Raw genomic sequence first — 15,892 nt, forward strand, 5'->3', positions numbered from 1 at the left:
GAATCACAGCGGAATGTTGTCGTGCTTCTTCCAGGGGTTCTGCATGTCCTTGTTGCGCAGCATGCGCAGCGCCCGCGCGATGCGGCGGCGGGTCGAATGCGGCATGATCACCTCGTCGACATAGCCGCGCTCGGCGGCGACGAAGGGCGACAGGAAGCGATCCTCGTAAGCCTTTGTATGGGCTGCGATCTTTTCGGCATCGCCAATGTCCTTGCGGTAGATGATCTCGACCGCGCCCCTGGCGCCCATCACCGCGATCTGCGCTGTCGGCCAGGCGTAGTTCATGTCGCCGCGCAGATGCTTTGAGGCCATCACGTCATAGGCGCCGCCATAGGCCTTTCTGGTGATGACGGTGATCTTCGGCACGGTCGCTTCGGCATAGGCAAACAAGAGCTTGGCGCCATGCTTGATCAGGCCGCCATATTCCTGCGCCGTGCCGGGCAGGAAGCCGGGGACGTCGACGAAGGTGACGAGGGGAATCGAAAAGCAGTCGCAGAAGCGCACGAAGCGCGCGGCCTTGCGGCTAGCATCGGAATCGAGCACGCCGGCCAGCACCATTGGCTGGTTGGCGACGAAGCCGACGGTGCGGCCCTCGATGCGGCCAAAACCGGTGACGATGTTTTTGGCAAAGTTTTGCTGGATCTCGAAGAAGTCGCCTTCGTCGGCGACCTTCAGGATCAGCTCCTTGATGTCGTAGGGTTTGTTGGCGTTGTCGGGGATCAGCCGGTCGAGCGACAGGTCGTGATCGGTGACCGACTGGTAGCACTCGATCTCGGGCAGTTCAGACGTGTTGGAGGCTGGCAGCAGGTCGACCAGCCGGCGCATCTGCAGCAGCGCCTCGACATCGTTGTCATAGGCGCCGTCGGCGATCGAGGATTTGGTCGTGTGCACGGAAGCGCCGCCGAGGCTCTCGGCGGTCACCGTCTCGTTGGTGACGGTCTTCACCACATCCGGCCCGGTGACGAACATGTAGGAGGTGTCGCGGACCATGAAGATGAAGTCGGTCATGGCAGGTGAATAGACGTCACCGCCGGCGCAAGGGCCCATTATGAGCGAGATCTGCGGGATGACGCCGGACGCCAGAACATTGCGCTGAAAAATCTCGGCGTAGCCGCCAAGCGCCGCCACGCCTTCCTGGATGCGGGCGCCGCCGGCGTCGTAAAGGCCGATGATCGGCGCGCGGTTGCGCAGCGCCATCTCCTGCACCTTGATGACCTTTTCGGCGTGGGCCTCGGAGAGCGAGCCGCCGAACACGGTAAAGTCCTTGGCGAAGAGGTAGACCGGGCGGCCGTTGACCGTGCCCCAGCCGGTGACGACGCCATCGCCGGCAATTTTCGTCTTCTCCATGCCGAAATCCGTCGAACGATGTTCGACATACATGTCGAACTCCTCGAACGAGCCTTCGTCGAGAAACACTTCGATGCGTTCGCGCGCGGTGAGCTTGCCCTTCTTGTGCTGGGCGTCGATGCGAGCCTGGCCGCCGCCCATCCGGGCGATCTCGCGGCGGCGCTCGAGTTCCTTCAGCACGTCCTTCATGGTCGGTCCCCAAACGGAAAGCTTGTGTTTTGTGGTAATGATGCCCGCAAGCGAGCGCAAGCGCCGCTTTCGCAGTCGATTTGCTGCGCTGCAGCATGACGCCCCTTGCATTCCGGGGCGAACTCAGCCATATGCAGCCCATAGGCGCTTGGGCCGGGAGATTCCGGCCTTCTCGACAAATGAGACTGGTTGCGTCTGTTTTCCCTCTTTCCGGTTGTTCGGCAAGGTGGCGGAAAAGCCCCGTGGCATGATGCCTGCGGGCACGACAGCGCAGCCGAGTGGACGTTACCGTCCGCCCGCCTTGTCGTTTCATATCAATTTTTTCGACGGCAGGTTGCGCCCTGCCGCCATCGATGTTTGCGGCCAGGAGCCGCGTGAAAGAAGACTATTTTGACCAACGAAAACACTTTGGCCGGTAACACCGCTTTGACCGGCAACACTGCGGAACTCACCGGTTTCGCAGCACTTGGAATCACGGGCGCGCTGCTCAAGGCCACCCACGCCGCCGGCTTCACCGAGCCGAAGCCGATCCAGACCCAGGCGATCCCGCCGCAGCTCGAAGGCCGCGACATTTTCGGTATCGCCCAGACCGGCTCCGGCAAGACCGCGGCGTTCGCGCTGCCGATCCTGTCGAAGATCATTGCGCTCGGCACCAAGCGCCGGCCAAAGACGGCGCGTGCGCTGATCCTGGCGCCGACCCGCGAACTCGCCGTGCAGATCGAAGACATGATCAAGCTGCTCGCCAAGGGCGCGCATGTCTCGACCGCACTGGTGCTTGGCGGCGTCTCGCGCTTCAGCCAGGTGAAGAAGGTTGCGCCCGGCGTCGACATCCTGATCGCCACGCCCGGCCGCCTGACCGACCTGGTGCGCGAGGGCGATCTCATTCTCTCCGACACCAAATGGCTGGTGCTGGACGAAGGCGATCGCATGCTCGACATGGGCTTCATCAATGACGTCAAGCGCATCGCCAAGGCGACAGCGCCGGACCGTCAGACGGTGCTGTTCTCGGCCACCATGCCGGCCGAAATCGCCGAACTGGCGAAAGGCCTGCTGAAGAACCCGATCCGCGTCGAAGTCGCTCCCCACAGCACGGCAGCGGCCGAGATCGTCCAGGGCGTTGTTTTTGCCCGCACCAAGCAGAAGCGTCAGGTGCTGTCGACGATGCTCGCCGACGAGGCAATGAAGTCCGTCATCATCTTTTCGCGCACCAAGCATGGCGCCGACCGGGTGACCAAGGATCTCGAGCGCGACGGCTTCAAGGCCGCCGTCATCCATGGCAACAAGTCGCAGAATGCCCGCCAGAAGGCGCTCAACGATTTCCGCGAGGGTTCGGTGCGCATTCTGGTGGCGACCGATATCGCGGCGCGCGGCATCGACGTTCCCGGCATCAGCCATGTGGTGAATTTCGACCTGCCGGATGAAGCGGAAAGCTATGTCCACCGCATTGGCCGCACTGGCCGTAACGGCATGGACGGCATTGCGATCACGCTTTGCGATCCTTCCGAAAACAGCAAGCTGCGCCAGGTCGAGCGCATCATCCGCACCAAGCTGCCGATCGTTGCCGACCATCTCGGCAACCCCGATCCGCAGCGCAATCCGGCTGAAAAGAACGAGCGCTTCGAGCCGGCCAATGATCGCAACGACCGTAACGGCCGTCGCGACGGCAGGCGACCCGGTGGCCACAGCAACGGCAAGCCGCGCTTTGGCGACAAGCCGGCCTTTGCCGGCGAGCGCAAGCCGGAAGGCGCCAAGCCCTTCAAGGGCAACAACAAGCGCCGCTTCGGCGGCAAGCGGCCCGCGGCGCGGGCTGCGTAAGCAGAGCTAGTTGCGACCGACCGAGCCTCAGGGCTTGGCTTCGCTGAAAAGAAAAAGGGCGACCGGAGCGTGCTTCGGTCGCCCTTTCGTTTCGCGGGACGTGCATCGTTTCGACGTGGCGGACAAGCTACTGCGTGATCGCCTCGACCCAAACGACGATCCGCTGCGCCAGGAAGGCCGTGGTCGATGGCGACAGCGCGTCGCCGGCAATGACGTGGTCGTCGGGGTCGCCGTTGTCGTCGACCGGCACCAGTTCGTGGGCGCCGCCCCAGCGCCCGGCGATTTCGCGGGTACGGTCTTCGCGCACCACCTTGTCGGAATCCGAAAAAATGAACAAAGCCGGGATGGTCGCCTTCTCCACCGGCGCTCTATAGGCAAGTTCGGTCAGCGCCTGCATCGGCAAGGTCGCTTCGATCGGGTAGCGGTAGGTCCAGAATTTTTCATGCAGCGCGTTTCGCGGCACGAAGGCGTGCTCCTTGCCGGCGACCAGCCGGGCGATCTGTTTCCCCCACGGCATAGTCAGGAGCTCGGCGCCCGACGCCTTGACGCCGAAGTTCGGTGAAATGAACGCAATCGCAGCAACGCCGTCAGACGCGCCTGGCTGCGTTGCAGCCCACACCGCCAGCGAGCCCCCGGTCGAGGTGCAGATGACGATCACCTTGTCGCCGATCGCCCGGCCGATGGCGAGCGCTTCCTCATAGTCGTTGATCCAGGCGTTGACGTTGCCTTGCGTCATCGCGGCTCCGTCCTGTCCGTGACCGGTGAGGCGGGTGTAGAAAAGGTTGGCGTCGAGCTGGTCGGCGACGTCGTCGGACAGCGGACGAACCTCGCCCTTCGACGCCGAAAAGCCGTGGATATAGACGATCGCCAGCGGCGTTTTGGCGTGAACCATCGGATTGGCCCAGATGATCTCTTTCTCCAGCCCGTCGCGAATTCCCGGCACGGAGGCCTCTTCGCGCACGAGATAGGCCTGCGGATCGTCGCCGATCCTCTTGGGATCGAAACGGATCGTCGTGTCGACGGGGACGCGCGGGCCAAGCACGAAGGCCAAAGCGAGGACGACAAGCAGGCCCAGTACCGCAAGCACGATCCGTCGCCCCATCGCAGACTCCACGCAAGACTTGCCAACCTATGGCTGTGATTGCAAACGGACAATTGGCATCCCGCCGATGATGGGATCGCCAAATTTTACGAACGGCTCTATTCGCTCGGCGGCTTGCGGTCGTAATTGAGCGGTCGCGCCTGCCAGTGGGTCGCGGTGCTGATGAACCATCGGCAGAACGGCCTCGGCAGGATGCTGAGCAACTTCAGGCCCCAGCTCAGCCGGCGCGGAAACGTGACTTCGAAGCCGCCGGATCTGATGCCTTTGGCCATGCGCCGCGAAGCACGGTTCACCGGCATCAGTCCGGGCATCGGCAGCATGTTCTTTTCCGTCAGCGGCGTGTCGATAAAGCCCGGATTCATCACCTGGATGCGGACATTCATCTTGTCGAAATCGTATTTCAGCGATTCGGCCAGGATGTTGATCGCCGCCTTGGTGCCGCCATAGGCGGCCGTGGTCGGCCAGCCGAAATAGGCGGTGACGGAACCGACCAAGACGACATGGCCGCGGGCGCGGACGCGCATGCGTTCGATGACCGGCACCAGGCCGTTGATGATGCCGAAGTAATTGACGTCGAAAGACCGGTGGAAATCGCGGATGGCGAGGTCTTCGCCGGGGGTCGCGATATAATTTCCGGCGTTGAACACGGCTAGCACGATTGGGCCGAGATCTTTCTCGATCGCCGCGACCGTCCTGGCCATGCGCTTCTCGTCGGTGACGTCGCAGGGGTAGGCCGTGACGCGACCCGGCATCTGCGCCGTCTCGACAACAAGTGTGTCGATCGGGTCGTCATCAAGCGCCGTCACCGCGACGGCGTAACCTTGCGCCGCGAGATCCTTGGCCAGGGAACGGCCGATGCCGCTGCTGCCGCCGGTGATCCAGGCGACGCCGTGTTTCGGGTTGGCCCGATAGAGTGTCATGCTGCGCCCTGCGAAACTGTTGCTAGTGCTCTAGCGGCGAAGGAATTGAATGAAAAGAGCGCTTTTCGGCACATGGTTGAAATGCATGCCGGGACGCAGCCGCTGTTTCAGAAAATTGCAGTGCCCGAAATGCGACTGTGCCAGTCGATTCTTGCCTTGAAACCGAAGCTTCGGGTTTCTAGGGTTTCGCCGCACGCTACATAAGGAATCCTTGATGCCCCGTTCTGTGATCGACGCGATCGGCAACACGCCCCTGATCCGCCTCAACAAGGCCTCGGAAGAGACCGGCTGCGAGATACTGGGCAAGGCCGAGTTCATGAACCCGGGCCAGTCGGTCAAGGACCGTGCCGGCCTGTTCATCATCCGCGATGCCGAACAGCGCGGGCTGCTGAAGCCGGGTGGCGTCATCGTCGAGGGAACCGCCGGGAATACCGGCATCGGCTTGACGCTGGTCGCCAAGGCGCTGGGATACCGCACCGTCATCGTCATTCCCGATACGCAGAGCCAGGAGAAGAAGGACACGATCAAACTGCTCGGCGCCGAGCTGATCGAAGTGCCCGCCGTGCCCTACAAGAACCCGAACAACTACGTGAAACTGTCGGGCCGCCTGGCCGCTCAGATGGCGCGGTCGGAGCCGAACGGGGCGATCTGGGCCAACCAGTTCGACAATGTCGCCAATCGCGATGGCCATATCCGCACCACGGCGCAAGAGATCTGGAACCAGACCGGCGGCAAGGTCGATGGTTTCGTCTCGGCGGTCGGCTCCGGCGGTACACTGGCCGGCGTCGCTTCCGGGCTGAAAGCCAAGAGCAAGAACGTCAAGATTGCGCTCGCCGATCCGCTGGGCGCGGCGCTCTACAGTTTTTACACCAGCGGCGATCTGAAATCCGAGGGCAGCTCGATTACCGAAGGCATCGGGCAGGGGCGGATCACCGCCAACCTCGAGGGCTTTACGCCCGATTTCTCCTTCCAGGTTCCGGATGAGGAGGCGCTGCCGATCGTGTTCGACCTGATCCAGGAGGAGGGCCTGTGCGTCGGCGGCTCGACCGGCATCAACATTGCCGGCGCGATCAGGCTGGCCCGCGAATTGGGTCCCGGCCACACCATCGTGACCATCCTTTGCGACTACGGCACGCGCTATCAGTCAAAACTGTTCAATCCAGAGTTCCTGCGCGAGAAGAATTTGCCGGTGCCGGGCTGGATGGAACAGCGCAGCACGATTTCGGTGCCGTTCGAGAAGGACGTGTGATGGCGCACAAGACCGAAGCGCTGTTTCGCGACGACGCCTATCTCAGGACGGCTGAGGCAATGGTCGTCGCCGTCAACGACCGCGGCGGCATAATTTTGGACCGTACGATCTTCTACGCCACGTCGGGTGGCCAGCCGGGTGACACCGGTACGCTGGAGCGCGCCGACGGCAGCCGCATCGCCATCGCCGCCACCATCACCGGCGAGACCAAGGACGAAATCATCCATGTGCCGGCCCCGGAGCAGACGGTTCCTGCCGTTGGCGAGCGGCTGAAACTCGTCATCGACTGGGAGCGGCGGCACCTCTTGATGCGCATGCATGCCGCCTGCCATTTGCTCACCGTCGTCTGCCCGTTCCCGATCACCGGCGCTTCGGTTTCCGAGGATGACAGCCGTGTCGACTTCGACGCTCCGGATGCCGGTTTCACCAAAGAGGATGTGACCGCAGGCCTGATGGAACTGGTGCGGGCCGATCATCCGATCTTTGTCAGGCTGATCACCGACGAAGAACTGGCAGCCAATCCCGGGCTGGTGAAATCCAAGAATGTCCGCCCGCCTGTCGGTACCGGCAAGATCCGCCTGGTCTGTATTGGCGAGAATGCTTCGATCGACAGCCAGCCTTGCGGCGGCACGCATGTGACAAGCACTGGCGAAGTCGGCGAGATCCATATCGGCAAGATCGAAAAGAAGGGCCGCGAGAACCGGCGCTTCCGCATACGCTTTGGACCGATGCCGGCGGGTTAAGGCCGGCTACAGCGGGCCTTTCGCAAACACCTCGTCTAGAGCCTGTTCCACCCCAATGGAATCGGGATGGGGCTCTATCTTCTTGTTTGAGCATGATCTTTCCCGAAAACCGGATTCCGCTTTTCGGGATCATGCTCGATTAGGCAAGATGGCGGAAACTGGAAGGCGGCCGCGCCACCCACGCTTCGATCTGCTCCGTGACGAACTTGGCTGCCTGATGGTGGATGAAATGACCGGCGCCGGGCAACGCTATCAGTGAGCTCACGTTGTCGACCTCGCGGAACGTGCCGTCAAAGGCGCTGGCTGGAACATAGGGATCGTCGGTGCCGAACAGGACCAGGGTTGGCGCCTTTACGAGAGGCAGTTGCCCGATATCGGGCACTCTGCCAAGCGGTATGTTTGCCCTGTAGTAGCCCAGCATTGCTTCCGGATCGGATCGCCTGAGCGCGTCTATCAAGGCCTGCCTGTCCTGCGGATCGTTAACCCATGTGGCGAGTTCGTCTATGTTCAGCATCTGGGCCGCGCCGGGGACCTGGAAACGGCGTATGTACCCCGTGATCTCGGCATTGGCCGGATCGGCAATGGCACGCAGATGGTTGCGCGGGTGCGGCGTCGACAGCAGGATGAGATGGCGCACGACCTGCGGCACGCGTATGGCCAGCCACCACGCGATGATGCCGCCCCAGTCATGGCCGACAATCGCGGCCTGGGTCAGCTTTTCCGCTGCAAGAACGGCGAGCACGTCGTTGACTAGGTGTGTCAGCACATAGTTGCCGTGGCCCTGCGGCGCATCGCTTTGTCCGAAACCCCGCAGGTCCGGCGCGATCACGCGATAGCGGCCGCAAAGCGCTTGCATCTGCCGACGCCAGCCCATTCCGTGATCCGGGAAGCCGTGCAGAAAAACGATCGGCGGGCCAGAGCCCGCCGCCGTATAGTGCAATTTGACCCCGCCGTTGATCGCGATCCTGGCTTCGAACTCCGCCCCCAAGCTCACCGGATGCCGGCCGCCGCCGTCACATCTTGACTTCGAGGCGAAGGAACGGCCCGTGGAAGGTCTGGGTGCTGCTGTCCGCATTGATAAGCAGATTATGCCACTGCTCGATCTTGTACCCGGCCGTAAAGGTGGCGCCCTGGAGGGGCGTCCAGCTCAAGCCGGCAGAGGCGTCGACATTGGTGACCGTCTGGTTGGCGGACTCGCTCCCCAACGTGACAGAGCCATGTTCACCTGTTGTGAAGTCGTATCTGAATCCAGCGCCGTTTTCGCGGCGACCCCACATGACGGAGCCGGAAACCGCGCCTGTCAGCCCCCAGCTTTCGCCCAGCGGGTAGTATGCCTCGGCGCCTACACGCGGGCCAATGCCCCAATATTCCGACGATCCAATCTTGTCGAAGGTACCGCCCTTGTCGGCCGGATCGTCCGGGGCGAAGCTTTCGGAAAGAACACCTCTTTCATCCGAATGCACCAGTCGCAGACCGCCAAAGAAGCGGATATCGGCAGACTGAACCTTGACGTGCTTGCCGACATCGAAATCGAACGCCTGGAAGCTGTAGTCGTCGCCGTAGCCTATCGTCAAAAACCCAGGATCGTTACCCGTTATCTGGCCACCCACGTCCCAGGAACGGTTCTTGCCCAGGTGAAACGCGCCTGCAAGGCGCCAGTCCATGTCCGAAGAAATCTGCTTGGTCAGCGCGATCGAACCTGAGAAGTCACCATTGCTGTTTCCAAGCTTGTCGGTGCCGCCGGTCTTGTCGTCCTGGTGGACGTTGTTTTGATAAAACGCGCCCTCGAAGGCGATCTTGACGCGTGAATCAATCACCGACGGGTCTGTGACCTTCGCATCCTCCGCGTGTGCGGCAACCACGCCTGCGGAAGTCACCGAAGCAGCGGATGCCGCGACAGTCGCCAACAATTTACCAGGTGCCCGAGCTCTCATACTTACCCCCGCCTAGAATCCTGCCCCAGATCCAACATTGCAGACATAACCTAACGGGACATTGCAGCAAGTCCGGCCAGCAACTTTGCGGCGTGGTGTTGCGGCCTTGCAACGGTGCCTCGGTAGCGCCGGTGGACAGATGTGGTAAGCGTCGCGCCAGGGCTGACCGAGCCTCGGCTGACAGGGGGTTTGGTGGACAATCCAGCGCAAATCGAAAGCGTGCTCAACAATCTTGTCTTTGCGCTTTTCGCCCAGAGCGGGGAGGTGGGGCCGAATGGCAAGGTCCGAGATCTCGGCAATCTGACTGTCTTCGACAATCCGGAGGCCGTCGACGGCATCGTCAAGGCGCCGGAGCTCTTCCGAAAGAACTTCTCCCTGATCTCGGCCCTCGGGTTTAGCCGCTTCAACACCAACGACGAGGACTGGTCTGTCCGGCGCGCCATCACCCAAGATGTTTACCTGGCGGCCGCCAGGCCGGCGCAGCAGCATCCCGTGGCGGAAATCTTTGCTGCCAGTCTTTCCGGCACCGACGCTACGCTACCTGCGATTCAGCAAGCCCTGTTCGCTGCGTCGATGACGATATTTTACCGGGCTTTCGGTCTTGTTCCCGACATGGCGGCTACACTCTTGCTGCTCGACAGGGTGCGCGATGTGTTGAGGCGTCTCCAATATTATTCCTGGGTGACCCCGACGACCGCCGAGCGCGCGAATGCTATCCAGGATGCCCGCGCGGTGATTGCCGATTTCGCATCGCTGCTGATGGCGGATTCCCGGGCGGCGGCCGAGATGGACCGCTTTAGAAGCGAGGCCCGCGACCTTGAAGGCTTTTCGCCAGTGGAGGAGTTCGTCATGAATTTCTTCGCCGGCGTCGAGACGACTGTAACGACCGTACTTTGGGTAATCGATCGGCTGGGGGCCAACCAGCAGGTGCAGGAGCGCATCCATGCCGAGGTTGCCGCGAACGCGGCCGAGACGCCCTATACCGACTGCTTCATCAACGAGACGATGCGCTATTTCCCTCCGATACCGTTTCTGACCCGCGAAGTCGGCGCCGACACGGCGCTCGACGGCCGCGACTTACGCGCCGGGCAGCTCATCATGGTGTCGATCATAGGCGTGCACCAGCATCCAGCCTTCTGGGAAAACCCACGCACCTTCGACGCCAGCAGGAAGGAATTCATCGAGAACAGCTTCGACCGACGGGCTTTTATTCCGTTTCTAACCGGGCCGCGCATGTGTGGTGGCGCGCGTCTTGGCCGGCTGGAAGTCAAAGAGGCTGTCCTCGCGGTAATCCGCCAGTTCGCGTTCAGCCGTGCCGACGATGTGATCCGGTTCGATTATGCGCTGGCACTGCGCCCGGCGGAGGGGAGTTCGGTCAGTGTTTTGCGTCGATGACGCGCAAGGTCAGGCATGTTCCTGCCAGAACCGCCGGATACAACCCCCGAATTGCCTTCCGATCATGGTCTTGAACTCGACATCATGCGCATAGCGCTTGCTTGTCGAGAAGGGTTTTGACTTCAGCGCGAAGCCCGGGAACCATGTGCTCATTGTGGCGGATGCGTTTTCCTGCTGGTCCGCGATAAAGTCCTCGTAGAAGACATGAGCCACCCTGCGGCGATCAACAGTGTTCAGGTAATTTTTCCACCTGATTTCGCTATCGAAAATATATTGCGCGGTGTCTCGAACAACTTTCTCGCTCAAAATTGTCACCATGGGAATCCCAGGCAGCTTCTCCTGACTGTCGAACGGCTGGCCCGTGTGGAGCACCGAGAGCAGGCTGATGGTCTGATCTATTTTGTCTCTTCTTGAGAGGAAAACGTAGAACGACCTGTGGTCGTCATCGCCGATTGAACTGCGTGCGAATGGCAGGTTCTCATAGAAGATCTTGGCGCTGAAAACGCCGTTCTCAGCCCTTTTCTCCAGGAGATGGCGGCCGTAGGCCGGCGCCTGTTGATTGAGTTTTTCAAGGTCCATTGTACCGTCGAGCGACCACCGTCTCATCAGCGGCAAGGCATACTGCCACTGAAAATACTCGGTGGGTATTCCCAGACCGAACTGCTGCAGTACCCGACAATAGGAATGCCCGGCGGTTCGCGGAGTCGTGCAAACCAGGATCTTGGCGGGATTTTCGACCAAGCTTTGGCGGTCGTAGGTCTCGGCGATGAACTTGCTGTATAAATCGTCGAATTGCATTTCCGGAATCATCCCCGCCACGACAGATCCAGTTTCAGACGGCAGACAGGAAACCCAGGATGAGCAGAGCCTGGTCCAGTGTCATCAGCGACGGCGGATTGCCCGCATCGATATTGTCGACAACTCCCAGATCTGGCCGTATCACCCGCACGCGGTCAATGGCCTGCCTGTCGATGAAATGGCTGTCACGGCCGTACATCAGCAGAATGCGGGCGTCGATCTTTGCCGCGATCGGAAAAAGATCATATTCGCGTCCAGTCATGGCTCCGAAATTTCCAGTCGTGGCCGGATCGTAGGCCAACCGGAAACCATCCTGACTGGCCGCGATCCTGTTCTCGACATAGCGGTTAAATACCGCTTCCTCGACCGGGCCCATGACGGCCCTGGTAGCGCCCACATAATCCTTCGCTGCCGCGCGGGTCTCGAACGCAAGCGTACTTTCCTTCATGACTTCGTTTCTCATCGCGTCGACCTTCGGCCCGCCGAGCATTGGCACGTCGTTGAGAATGATTTTCGCGGCCCTGGAGCGTGTCATGTGCAGAAACAGAAGCAAAATCGTGCCACCCCACGAAGTACCGATGAAGTGGTTCTCCGTACCAGCGAACTCACCGAGTGCACGCAGGCATTTGGAGTAGACGTTGATGTCGTATCCTGAACCCAGATAGGCGCTGCGCCCGCGTCCCAACAGGTCCGGGCAGATCACCAGGAAGCCGTTACGGCACAGGAAAGCGGCGAGGTAGTCAAAGTCGCCCCCGTTGCCGGTGAAGCCGTGCAGGCAGAAGACTGTCGCACGCGGCGTGCCGGCAGGCCGCCAGATGCGCACGAACATTGCGGCATAGCGGTCATCCAGCCGGATGAGTATCTCTTGCGTCAGCGCCTCGGCGGATTCGACCGATAGCATCAGACGTCGCGCTTGCGGACAGCTCGCTTGACCGAGCCGCGGTTGTCGATGAAGTCGCGTTTCCAGAATACTGATTTGTCGAGGTTGATGAGTTTGGCTTTTTTGATCAGCGGAAGGATATGGGACGAGGATCGCGTCGCCAGCACCGTCACCGCTGTAGCATCGCCATCGGGGAAGGGATTAAGCGGCCCGCCATTTATCGCCCAGGCCTCGGCTATCTCGCGGCTGGTCTGGATCCAACCGACATAAGCGACGATGGCATCGTCGATCGAGCCGATCATGTGCGTCTGCTGATCCAGCTGGTAACGAAGCGTCTTCACCATCAGGCCGAACTCGTAGCCGTCGAAAGGCGGATAGTGCGCAACGAAGTTGCAGACAAGTCCGAGCGAAAGCGGATTGCTGGGAATACGGGAAAACAGAAGATTGCTCATGCCTAGATTGTTGACCCCGCCCACCCCAGATCATAACGATCAATCCGTACTCGCCACGAAACACGAAAACAATCGGTATCAACGGACTGCGGCGACTGACTGTGTCGCGTATCCAAACCGAATGTCGCGCGTTCGGAACGCATCCAGATTGTCAAGCCAGACAAGGTTTGCCGAAGGCGGAGCAGGAGAAAAAGAATGGCCGAAGACAGTCCCTTCACCGTCGACGCCGATTGGTTGCAGAAGCGTCTCGGCGAGCCGGGCCTGACGATCGTCGATGCGTCCTGGTACCTGCCGGCGCAGAAGCGCGAGGCGCGCGCAGAATATGAGGCGGCGCACATTCCCGGCGCCCGGTTCCTCGATCAGGACGCGATCTCGGACCCGGATTCGCTGCTGCCGCACACGCTGCCGTCGCCGCAGTATTTTGCGCAATATGTCGGCGCGATGGGTATTTCTGCCGACGACACCATCGTCATCTATGACGGTCCGGGGTTTTTCTCCGCGCCGCGGGGGTGGTGGATGTTCAGGGTGATGGGCGTCTTCCAGGTCTATATTCTGGATGGCGGTTTCGACCGCTGGAAAGCAGAAGGGCGGCCGGTGACGGCCGAGCCGACGAAGATGGCGCCAAACGTGTTTCATGCCGATTTCGATGCCGCACGTGTCGCCAGCCTTGCCGACATGCGCCGTATCGTCGAGACGAAAGAAAGCCAGATCGCCGACGCCCGCGGAGCGGGCCGCTTTACTGGCGCGGAGCCCGAGCCTCGCGCCGGCATCCGTTCCGGTCATATGCCGGGTGCGCGCAACGTGCCGGCGTCGGCGCTTTCCGAAAATGGCGAGTTTCTGTCCAAGGACCGGTTGCGCAAGGTGGTGGAGGACGCCGGCATCGACCTGTCGAAGCCTGTCGTCACCTCTTGCGGTTCAGGTATCACGGCCGCGGTGATCACGCTGGCGCTGGAGACGCTTGGCCATACCGACAACAGGCTCTACGACGGCTCATGGACGGAATGGGGCGGGCTTGGCGATACGCCGGTGGTGACGGGCAAGGAATGACTGTGATGGAAAACGGCGCGCTGGACGACATTGAGGTGACGGTGACGTTTCTCGAAATGCATGTGCCGCCGGCCTATTCGCCGCCGGTGCCCTACAACAGGCAGATCGCGCTGTTGAAGACCAAGGACATTCCGCTGCACTTCTATCGCTATCTGATGGATCGGGTGGGGCGCAAATGGCACTGGGTCAACGTGCTCAGGCTGGACGATGACGAACTTGCGGCCGGCATCCATCGCGAGGACCGCGACATCAGGGTGCTTTATGTCGACGGTGCACCGGCCGGTTTCTTCGACCTCAAGCCGCATTTGCCGGAGGAAGTCGAGCTCGCCTATTTCGGCATGATGGAACACGCGACCGGGCAAGGCATCGGCCGCTGGTTCCTGGGCGCGGCGATCGCCGCCGCCTGGTCGCACGGGCCGAAGCGGGTGACGGTGCAGACCTGCACGCTGGATCATCCGGCAGCCTTGCCACTCTACCAGAAACTCGGCTTTGCCCCGGTGGCGCAAAAGAAGGAAGTGGTGCATCCGCTGCCTTTCCTGGAGCGCTCGGCCAGCGTCATGCGACCTTGAAGGAAGGATCGGGACGATGGCGATACGGGTGGTGATGGCCGGCGCAACGGGCTGGGTGGGCAAGGCACTGGTGCCGGCGATCGCGGCGCAAGGCGACATGCTTTTGGCGGGCGCGGTTTCGCGCAGTGGCGCTGGACAGGATTGCGGTCTGCTGGTTGGTGTGCCGGCCAACGGTGTGATCGTTTCCGCTTCTCTGGCGCAAGCGCTGGAAGCGCCGTCCGACACGCTGGTCGACTACACCAAGCCGGATGTGGTGAAAGGTCATGCGCTGCTGGCCATCGAAAAGGGACGCCATGTGGTGATCGGCACGTCGGGACTGGGGGCTGCCGACTATGCCGAGATCGATGCCGCGGCGCGAGCCAATCGGGTTGGCGTGATCGCCGCCGGCAATTTCTCGATCACCGCCACGCTGATGAAGCGCTTTGCGCTGATGGCGGCGAAATACGTGCCGGATGTCGAGGTCATCGACTATGCCAGCGCCAGAAAGCCGGACGCACCGTCCGGCACCGCGCGCGAGCTGGCAGAGGCACTGGCCGAAATTCGCCAGGCATCGACCGCTCGGCCAATCGCCGAGGTCTCCGGTGTGCCGGGAACGCGCGGTGCTGCGGTCGGCGCGGGCGAGGGGGTGCAGGTGCATGCACTTCGGCTGCCTTCCTACATCCTGTCCTGCGAGGCGCTGTTTGGCCTGCCCGACGAGCGGCTGACCATCCGCCACGACGCCGGCTCATCGGCTGCTCCTTACGTGGCCGGCACGCTGCTTGCGATCAGGCGGGTGCAAGAGATCACCGGACTGGTGCGAGGGCTCGACGCGTTGATGGACTGATGCGCTTGGCAGGAATCGGGTGGGAAGCGCAGCAGTGGGAGCATAATTTCCGGTCAACGAACACCGGAGGTTTCGCCATGTCCATCCAGTTCAAAGCCTTGCCGACCGAAGATGTGAGGGCCTTCCAGCACGGTGCGGCCGATGCCTATGGCCGCACGCCAGAGCGGCAGATATCCGATGGTGATGGCGTGCCTTGCCGGCATTGCCTGAAGAACGTCGCTGCCGGCGCGCCCTATCTCGTTCTGGCCTACCGGCCGTTCCCGGCGTTGCAGCCCTATGCCGAGACCGGGCCGATCTTCCTGCATGCGCAGGAATGCGAACGCGCCGTCGAGGCTGACACGCTTCCCGAAATGCTCGAGAGCAGCGACTACATCGTGCGTGGCTATGGCAGTGATGACCGCATCGTCTATGGCAGCGGCGGCGTCATTCCGACAGATGCCATTGCGGCGCGGGCGGAAACCTTGTTCGAACGCGACGACATTGCCTATGTCCATGTCCGCTCGGCGCGCAACAATTGCTATCAGTGCCGTATCGAGCGTGGCTGAAGGCACGAAAAAAAATGCCCGCCGATAGACTGGCGGGCAGTTGGGAAAAAATAGTCGCGACAGAAGCTGCGGCCGAAGCCGCCG

16 protein-coding genes are annotated in these 15,892 nt (G+C 61.6%); 8 read left to right on the forward strand and 8 right to left on the reverse strand.

Annotation, left to right across the window (positions count from 1 at the left end):
* Positions 1–3: 3 nt before the first annotated feature.
* Positions 4–1,536 (reverse strand): acyl-CoA carboxylase subunit beta, encoded by a 1,533-nt coding sequence (locus AC1D0N_RS19460; RefSeq protein WP_477246688.1) that lies wholly within the window; start codon positions 1,534–1,536, stop codon positions 4–6.
* A gap of 390 nt (positions 1,537–1,926) precedes the next feature.
* On the opposite strand from AC1D0N_RS19460, the gene AC1D0N_RS19465 reads away from it, so the two are divergent.
* Positions 1,927–3,351, forward strand: a complete 1,425-nt coding sequence (locus tag AC1D0N_RS19465; RefSeq protein ID WP_477246690.1) for a DEAD/DEAH box helicase — start codon at positions 1,927–1,929, stop codon at positions 3,349–3,351.
* A gap of 127 nt (positions 3,352–3,478) precedes the next feature.
* Here AC1D0N_RS19465 and AC1D0N_RS19470 read toward each other — a convergent pair whose 3' ends face one another.
* Positions 3,479–4,453, reverse strand: coding sequence for an alpha/beta hydrolase (locus tag AC1D0N_RS19470; protein WP_477246692.1), 975 nt, complete (start codon positions 4,451–4,453; stop codon positions 3,479–3,481).
* A gap of 98 nt (positions 4,454–4,551) precedes the next feature.
* Complete coding sequence (locus tag AC1D0N_RS19475; protein WP_477246694.1) at positions 4,552–5,373, reverse strand: SDR family oxidoreductase; 822 nt, start codon at positions 5,371–5,373, stop codon at positions 4,552–4,554.
* A gap of 214 nt (positions 5,374–5,587) precedes the next feature.
* Between AC1D0N_RS19475 and AC1D0N_RS19480 the strand changes: the two genes are divergently transcribed.
* The gene (locus AC1D0N_RS19480) at positions 5,588–6,622 is read left to right on the forward strand and encodes a cysteine synthase A (protein WP_477246696.1); all 1,035 of its coding nucleotides are present in this window, start codon (positions 5,588–5,590) and stop codon (positions 6,620–6,622) included.
* The gene (locus AC1D0N_RS19485) at positions 6,622–7,365 is read left to right on the forward strand and encodes an alanyl-tRNA editing protein (protein WP_477246698.1); all 744 of its coding nucleotides are present in this window, start codon (positions 6,622–6,624) and stop codon (positions 7,363–7,365) included. Before AC1D0N_RS19480 ends, AC1D0N_RS19485 begins: the two co-directional genes overlap by 1 nt.
* A gap of 139 nt (positions 7,366–7,504) precedes the next feature.
* Here AC1D0N_RS19485 and AC1D0N_RS19490 read toward each other — a convergent pair whose 3' ends face one another.
* Both AC1D0N_RS19490 and AC1D0N_RS19495 read right to left on the reverse strand, forming a co-directional pair.
* Positions 7,505–8,440 (reverse strand): alpha/beta fold hydrolase, encoded by a 936-nt coding sequence (locus tag AC1D0N_RS19490; RefSeq protein ID WP_477246700.1) that lies wholly within the window; start codon positions 8,438–8,440, stop codon positions 7,505–7,507.
* A complete protein-coding gene (locus AC1D0N_RS19495) occupies positions 8,379–9,272 on the reverse strand; it encodes an Lpg1974 family pore-forming outer membrane protein (RefSeq protein ID WP_477246702.1) in 894 nt (297 codons plus the stop codon). Before AC1D0N_RS19495 ends, AC1D0N_RS19490 begins: the two co-directional genes overlap by 62 nt.
* A 219-nt stretch (positions 9,273–9,491) precedes the next feature.
* On the opposite strand from AC1D0N_RS19495, the gene AC1D0N_RS19500 reads away from it, so the two are divergent.
* Positions 9,492–10,694 (forward strand): cytochrome P450, encoded by a 1,203-nt coding sequence (locus tag AC1D0N_RS19500; protein ID WP_477246704.1) that lies wholly within the window; start codon positions 9,492–9,494, stop codon positions 10,692–10,694.
* A gap of 9 nt (positions 10,695–10,703) precedes the next feature.
* On the opposite strand, the gene AC1D0N_RS19505 is transcribed toward AC1D0N_RS19500, so the two are convergent.
* Genes AC1D0N_RS19505 through AC1D0N_RS19515 form a run of 3 tightly spaced genes read right to left on the reverse strand, consistent with a single transcriptional unit; the run spans position 10,704 to position 12,824 of the window.
* Positions 10,704–11,504 carry a Stf0 family sulfotransferase gene (locus tag AC1D0N_RS19505; RefSeq protein ID WP_477247188.1) on the reverse strand — a complete coding sequence of 267 codons (801 nt, stop codon included), beginning with the start codon at positions 11,502–11,504 and terminating at the stop codon, positions 10,704–10,706.
* A gap of 22 nt (positions 11,505–11,526) precedes the next feature.
* Positions 11,527–12,393: an alpha/beta hydrolase gene (locus AC1D0N_RS19510; protein ID WP_477246706.1), complete on the reverse strand. Its 867-nt coding sequence runs from the start codon at positions 12,391–12,393 to the stop codon at positions 11,527–11,529.
* Positions 12,393–12,824 (reverse strand): hypothetical protein, encoded by a 432-nt coding sequence (locus AC1D0N_RS19515; RefSeq protein ID WP_477246708.1) that lies wholly within the window; start codon positions 12,822–12,824, stop codon positions 12,393–12,395. Before AC1D0N_RS19515 ends, AC1D0N_RS19510 begins: the two co-directional genes overlap by 1 nt.
* 195 nt (positions 12,825–13,019) lie before the next feature.
* Here AC1D0N_RS19515 and sseA point away from each other — a divergent pair, with 195 nt between their 5' ends.
* The 4 genes from sseA to AC1D0N_RS19535 all read left to right on the forward strand — a co-directional run bounded on the left by sseA (position 13,020) and on the right by AC1D0N_RS19535 (position 15,808).
* The gene (gene sseA, locus AC1D0N_RS19520) at positions 13,020–13,871 is read left to right on the forward strand and encodes a 3-mercaptopyruvate sulfurtransferase (RefSeq protein WP_477246710.1); all 852 of its coding nucleotides are present in this window, start codon (positions 13,020–13,022) and stop codon (positions 13,869–13,871) included.
* A 5-nt stretch (positions 13,872–13,876) separates the two neighbouring features.
* Positions 13,877–14,440, forward strand: coding sequence for a GNAT family N-acetyltransferase (locus AC1D0N_RS19525; RefSeq protein WP_477246712.1), 564 nt, complete (start codon positions 13,877–13,879; stop codon positions 14,438–14,440).
* Between the two features lie 16 nt (positions 14,441–14,456).
* Positions 14,457–15,263 (forward strand): 4-hydroxy-tetrahydrodipicolinate reductase, encoded by an 807-nt coding sequence (dapB, locus tag AC1D0N_RS19530; protein ID WP_477246714.1) that lies wholly within the window; start codon positions 14,457–14,459, stop codon positions 15,261–15,263.
* A gap of 77 nt (positions 15,264–15,340) precedes the next feature.
* On the forward strand, positions 15,341–15,808 hold the full coding sequence (locus AC1D0N_RS19535; RefSeq protein ID WP_477246715.1) for a DUF1203 domain-containing protein: 468 nt from the start codon (positions 15,341–15,343) through the stop codon (positions 15,806–15,808).
* Positions 15,809–15,892: the final 84 nt, after the last annotated feature.

The sequence above is a fragment of the Mesorhizobium sp. P2_E10 genome, assembly GCF_056404235.1.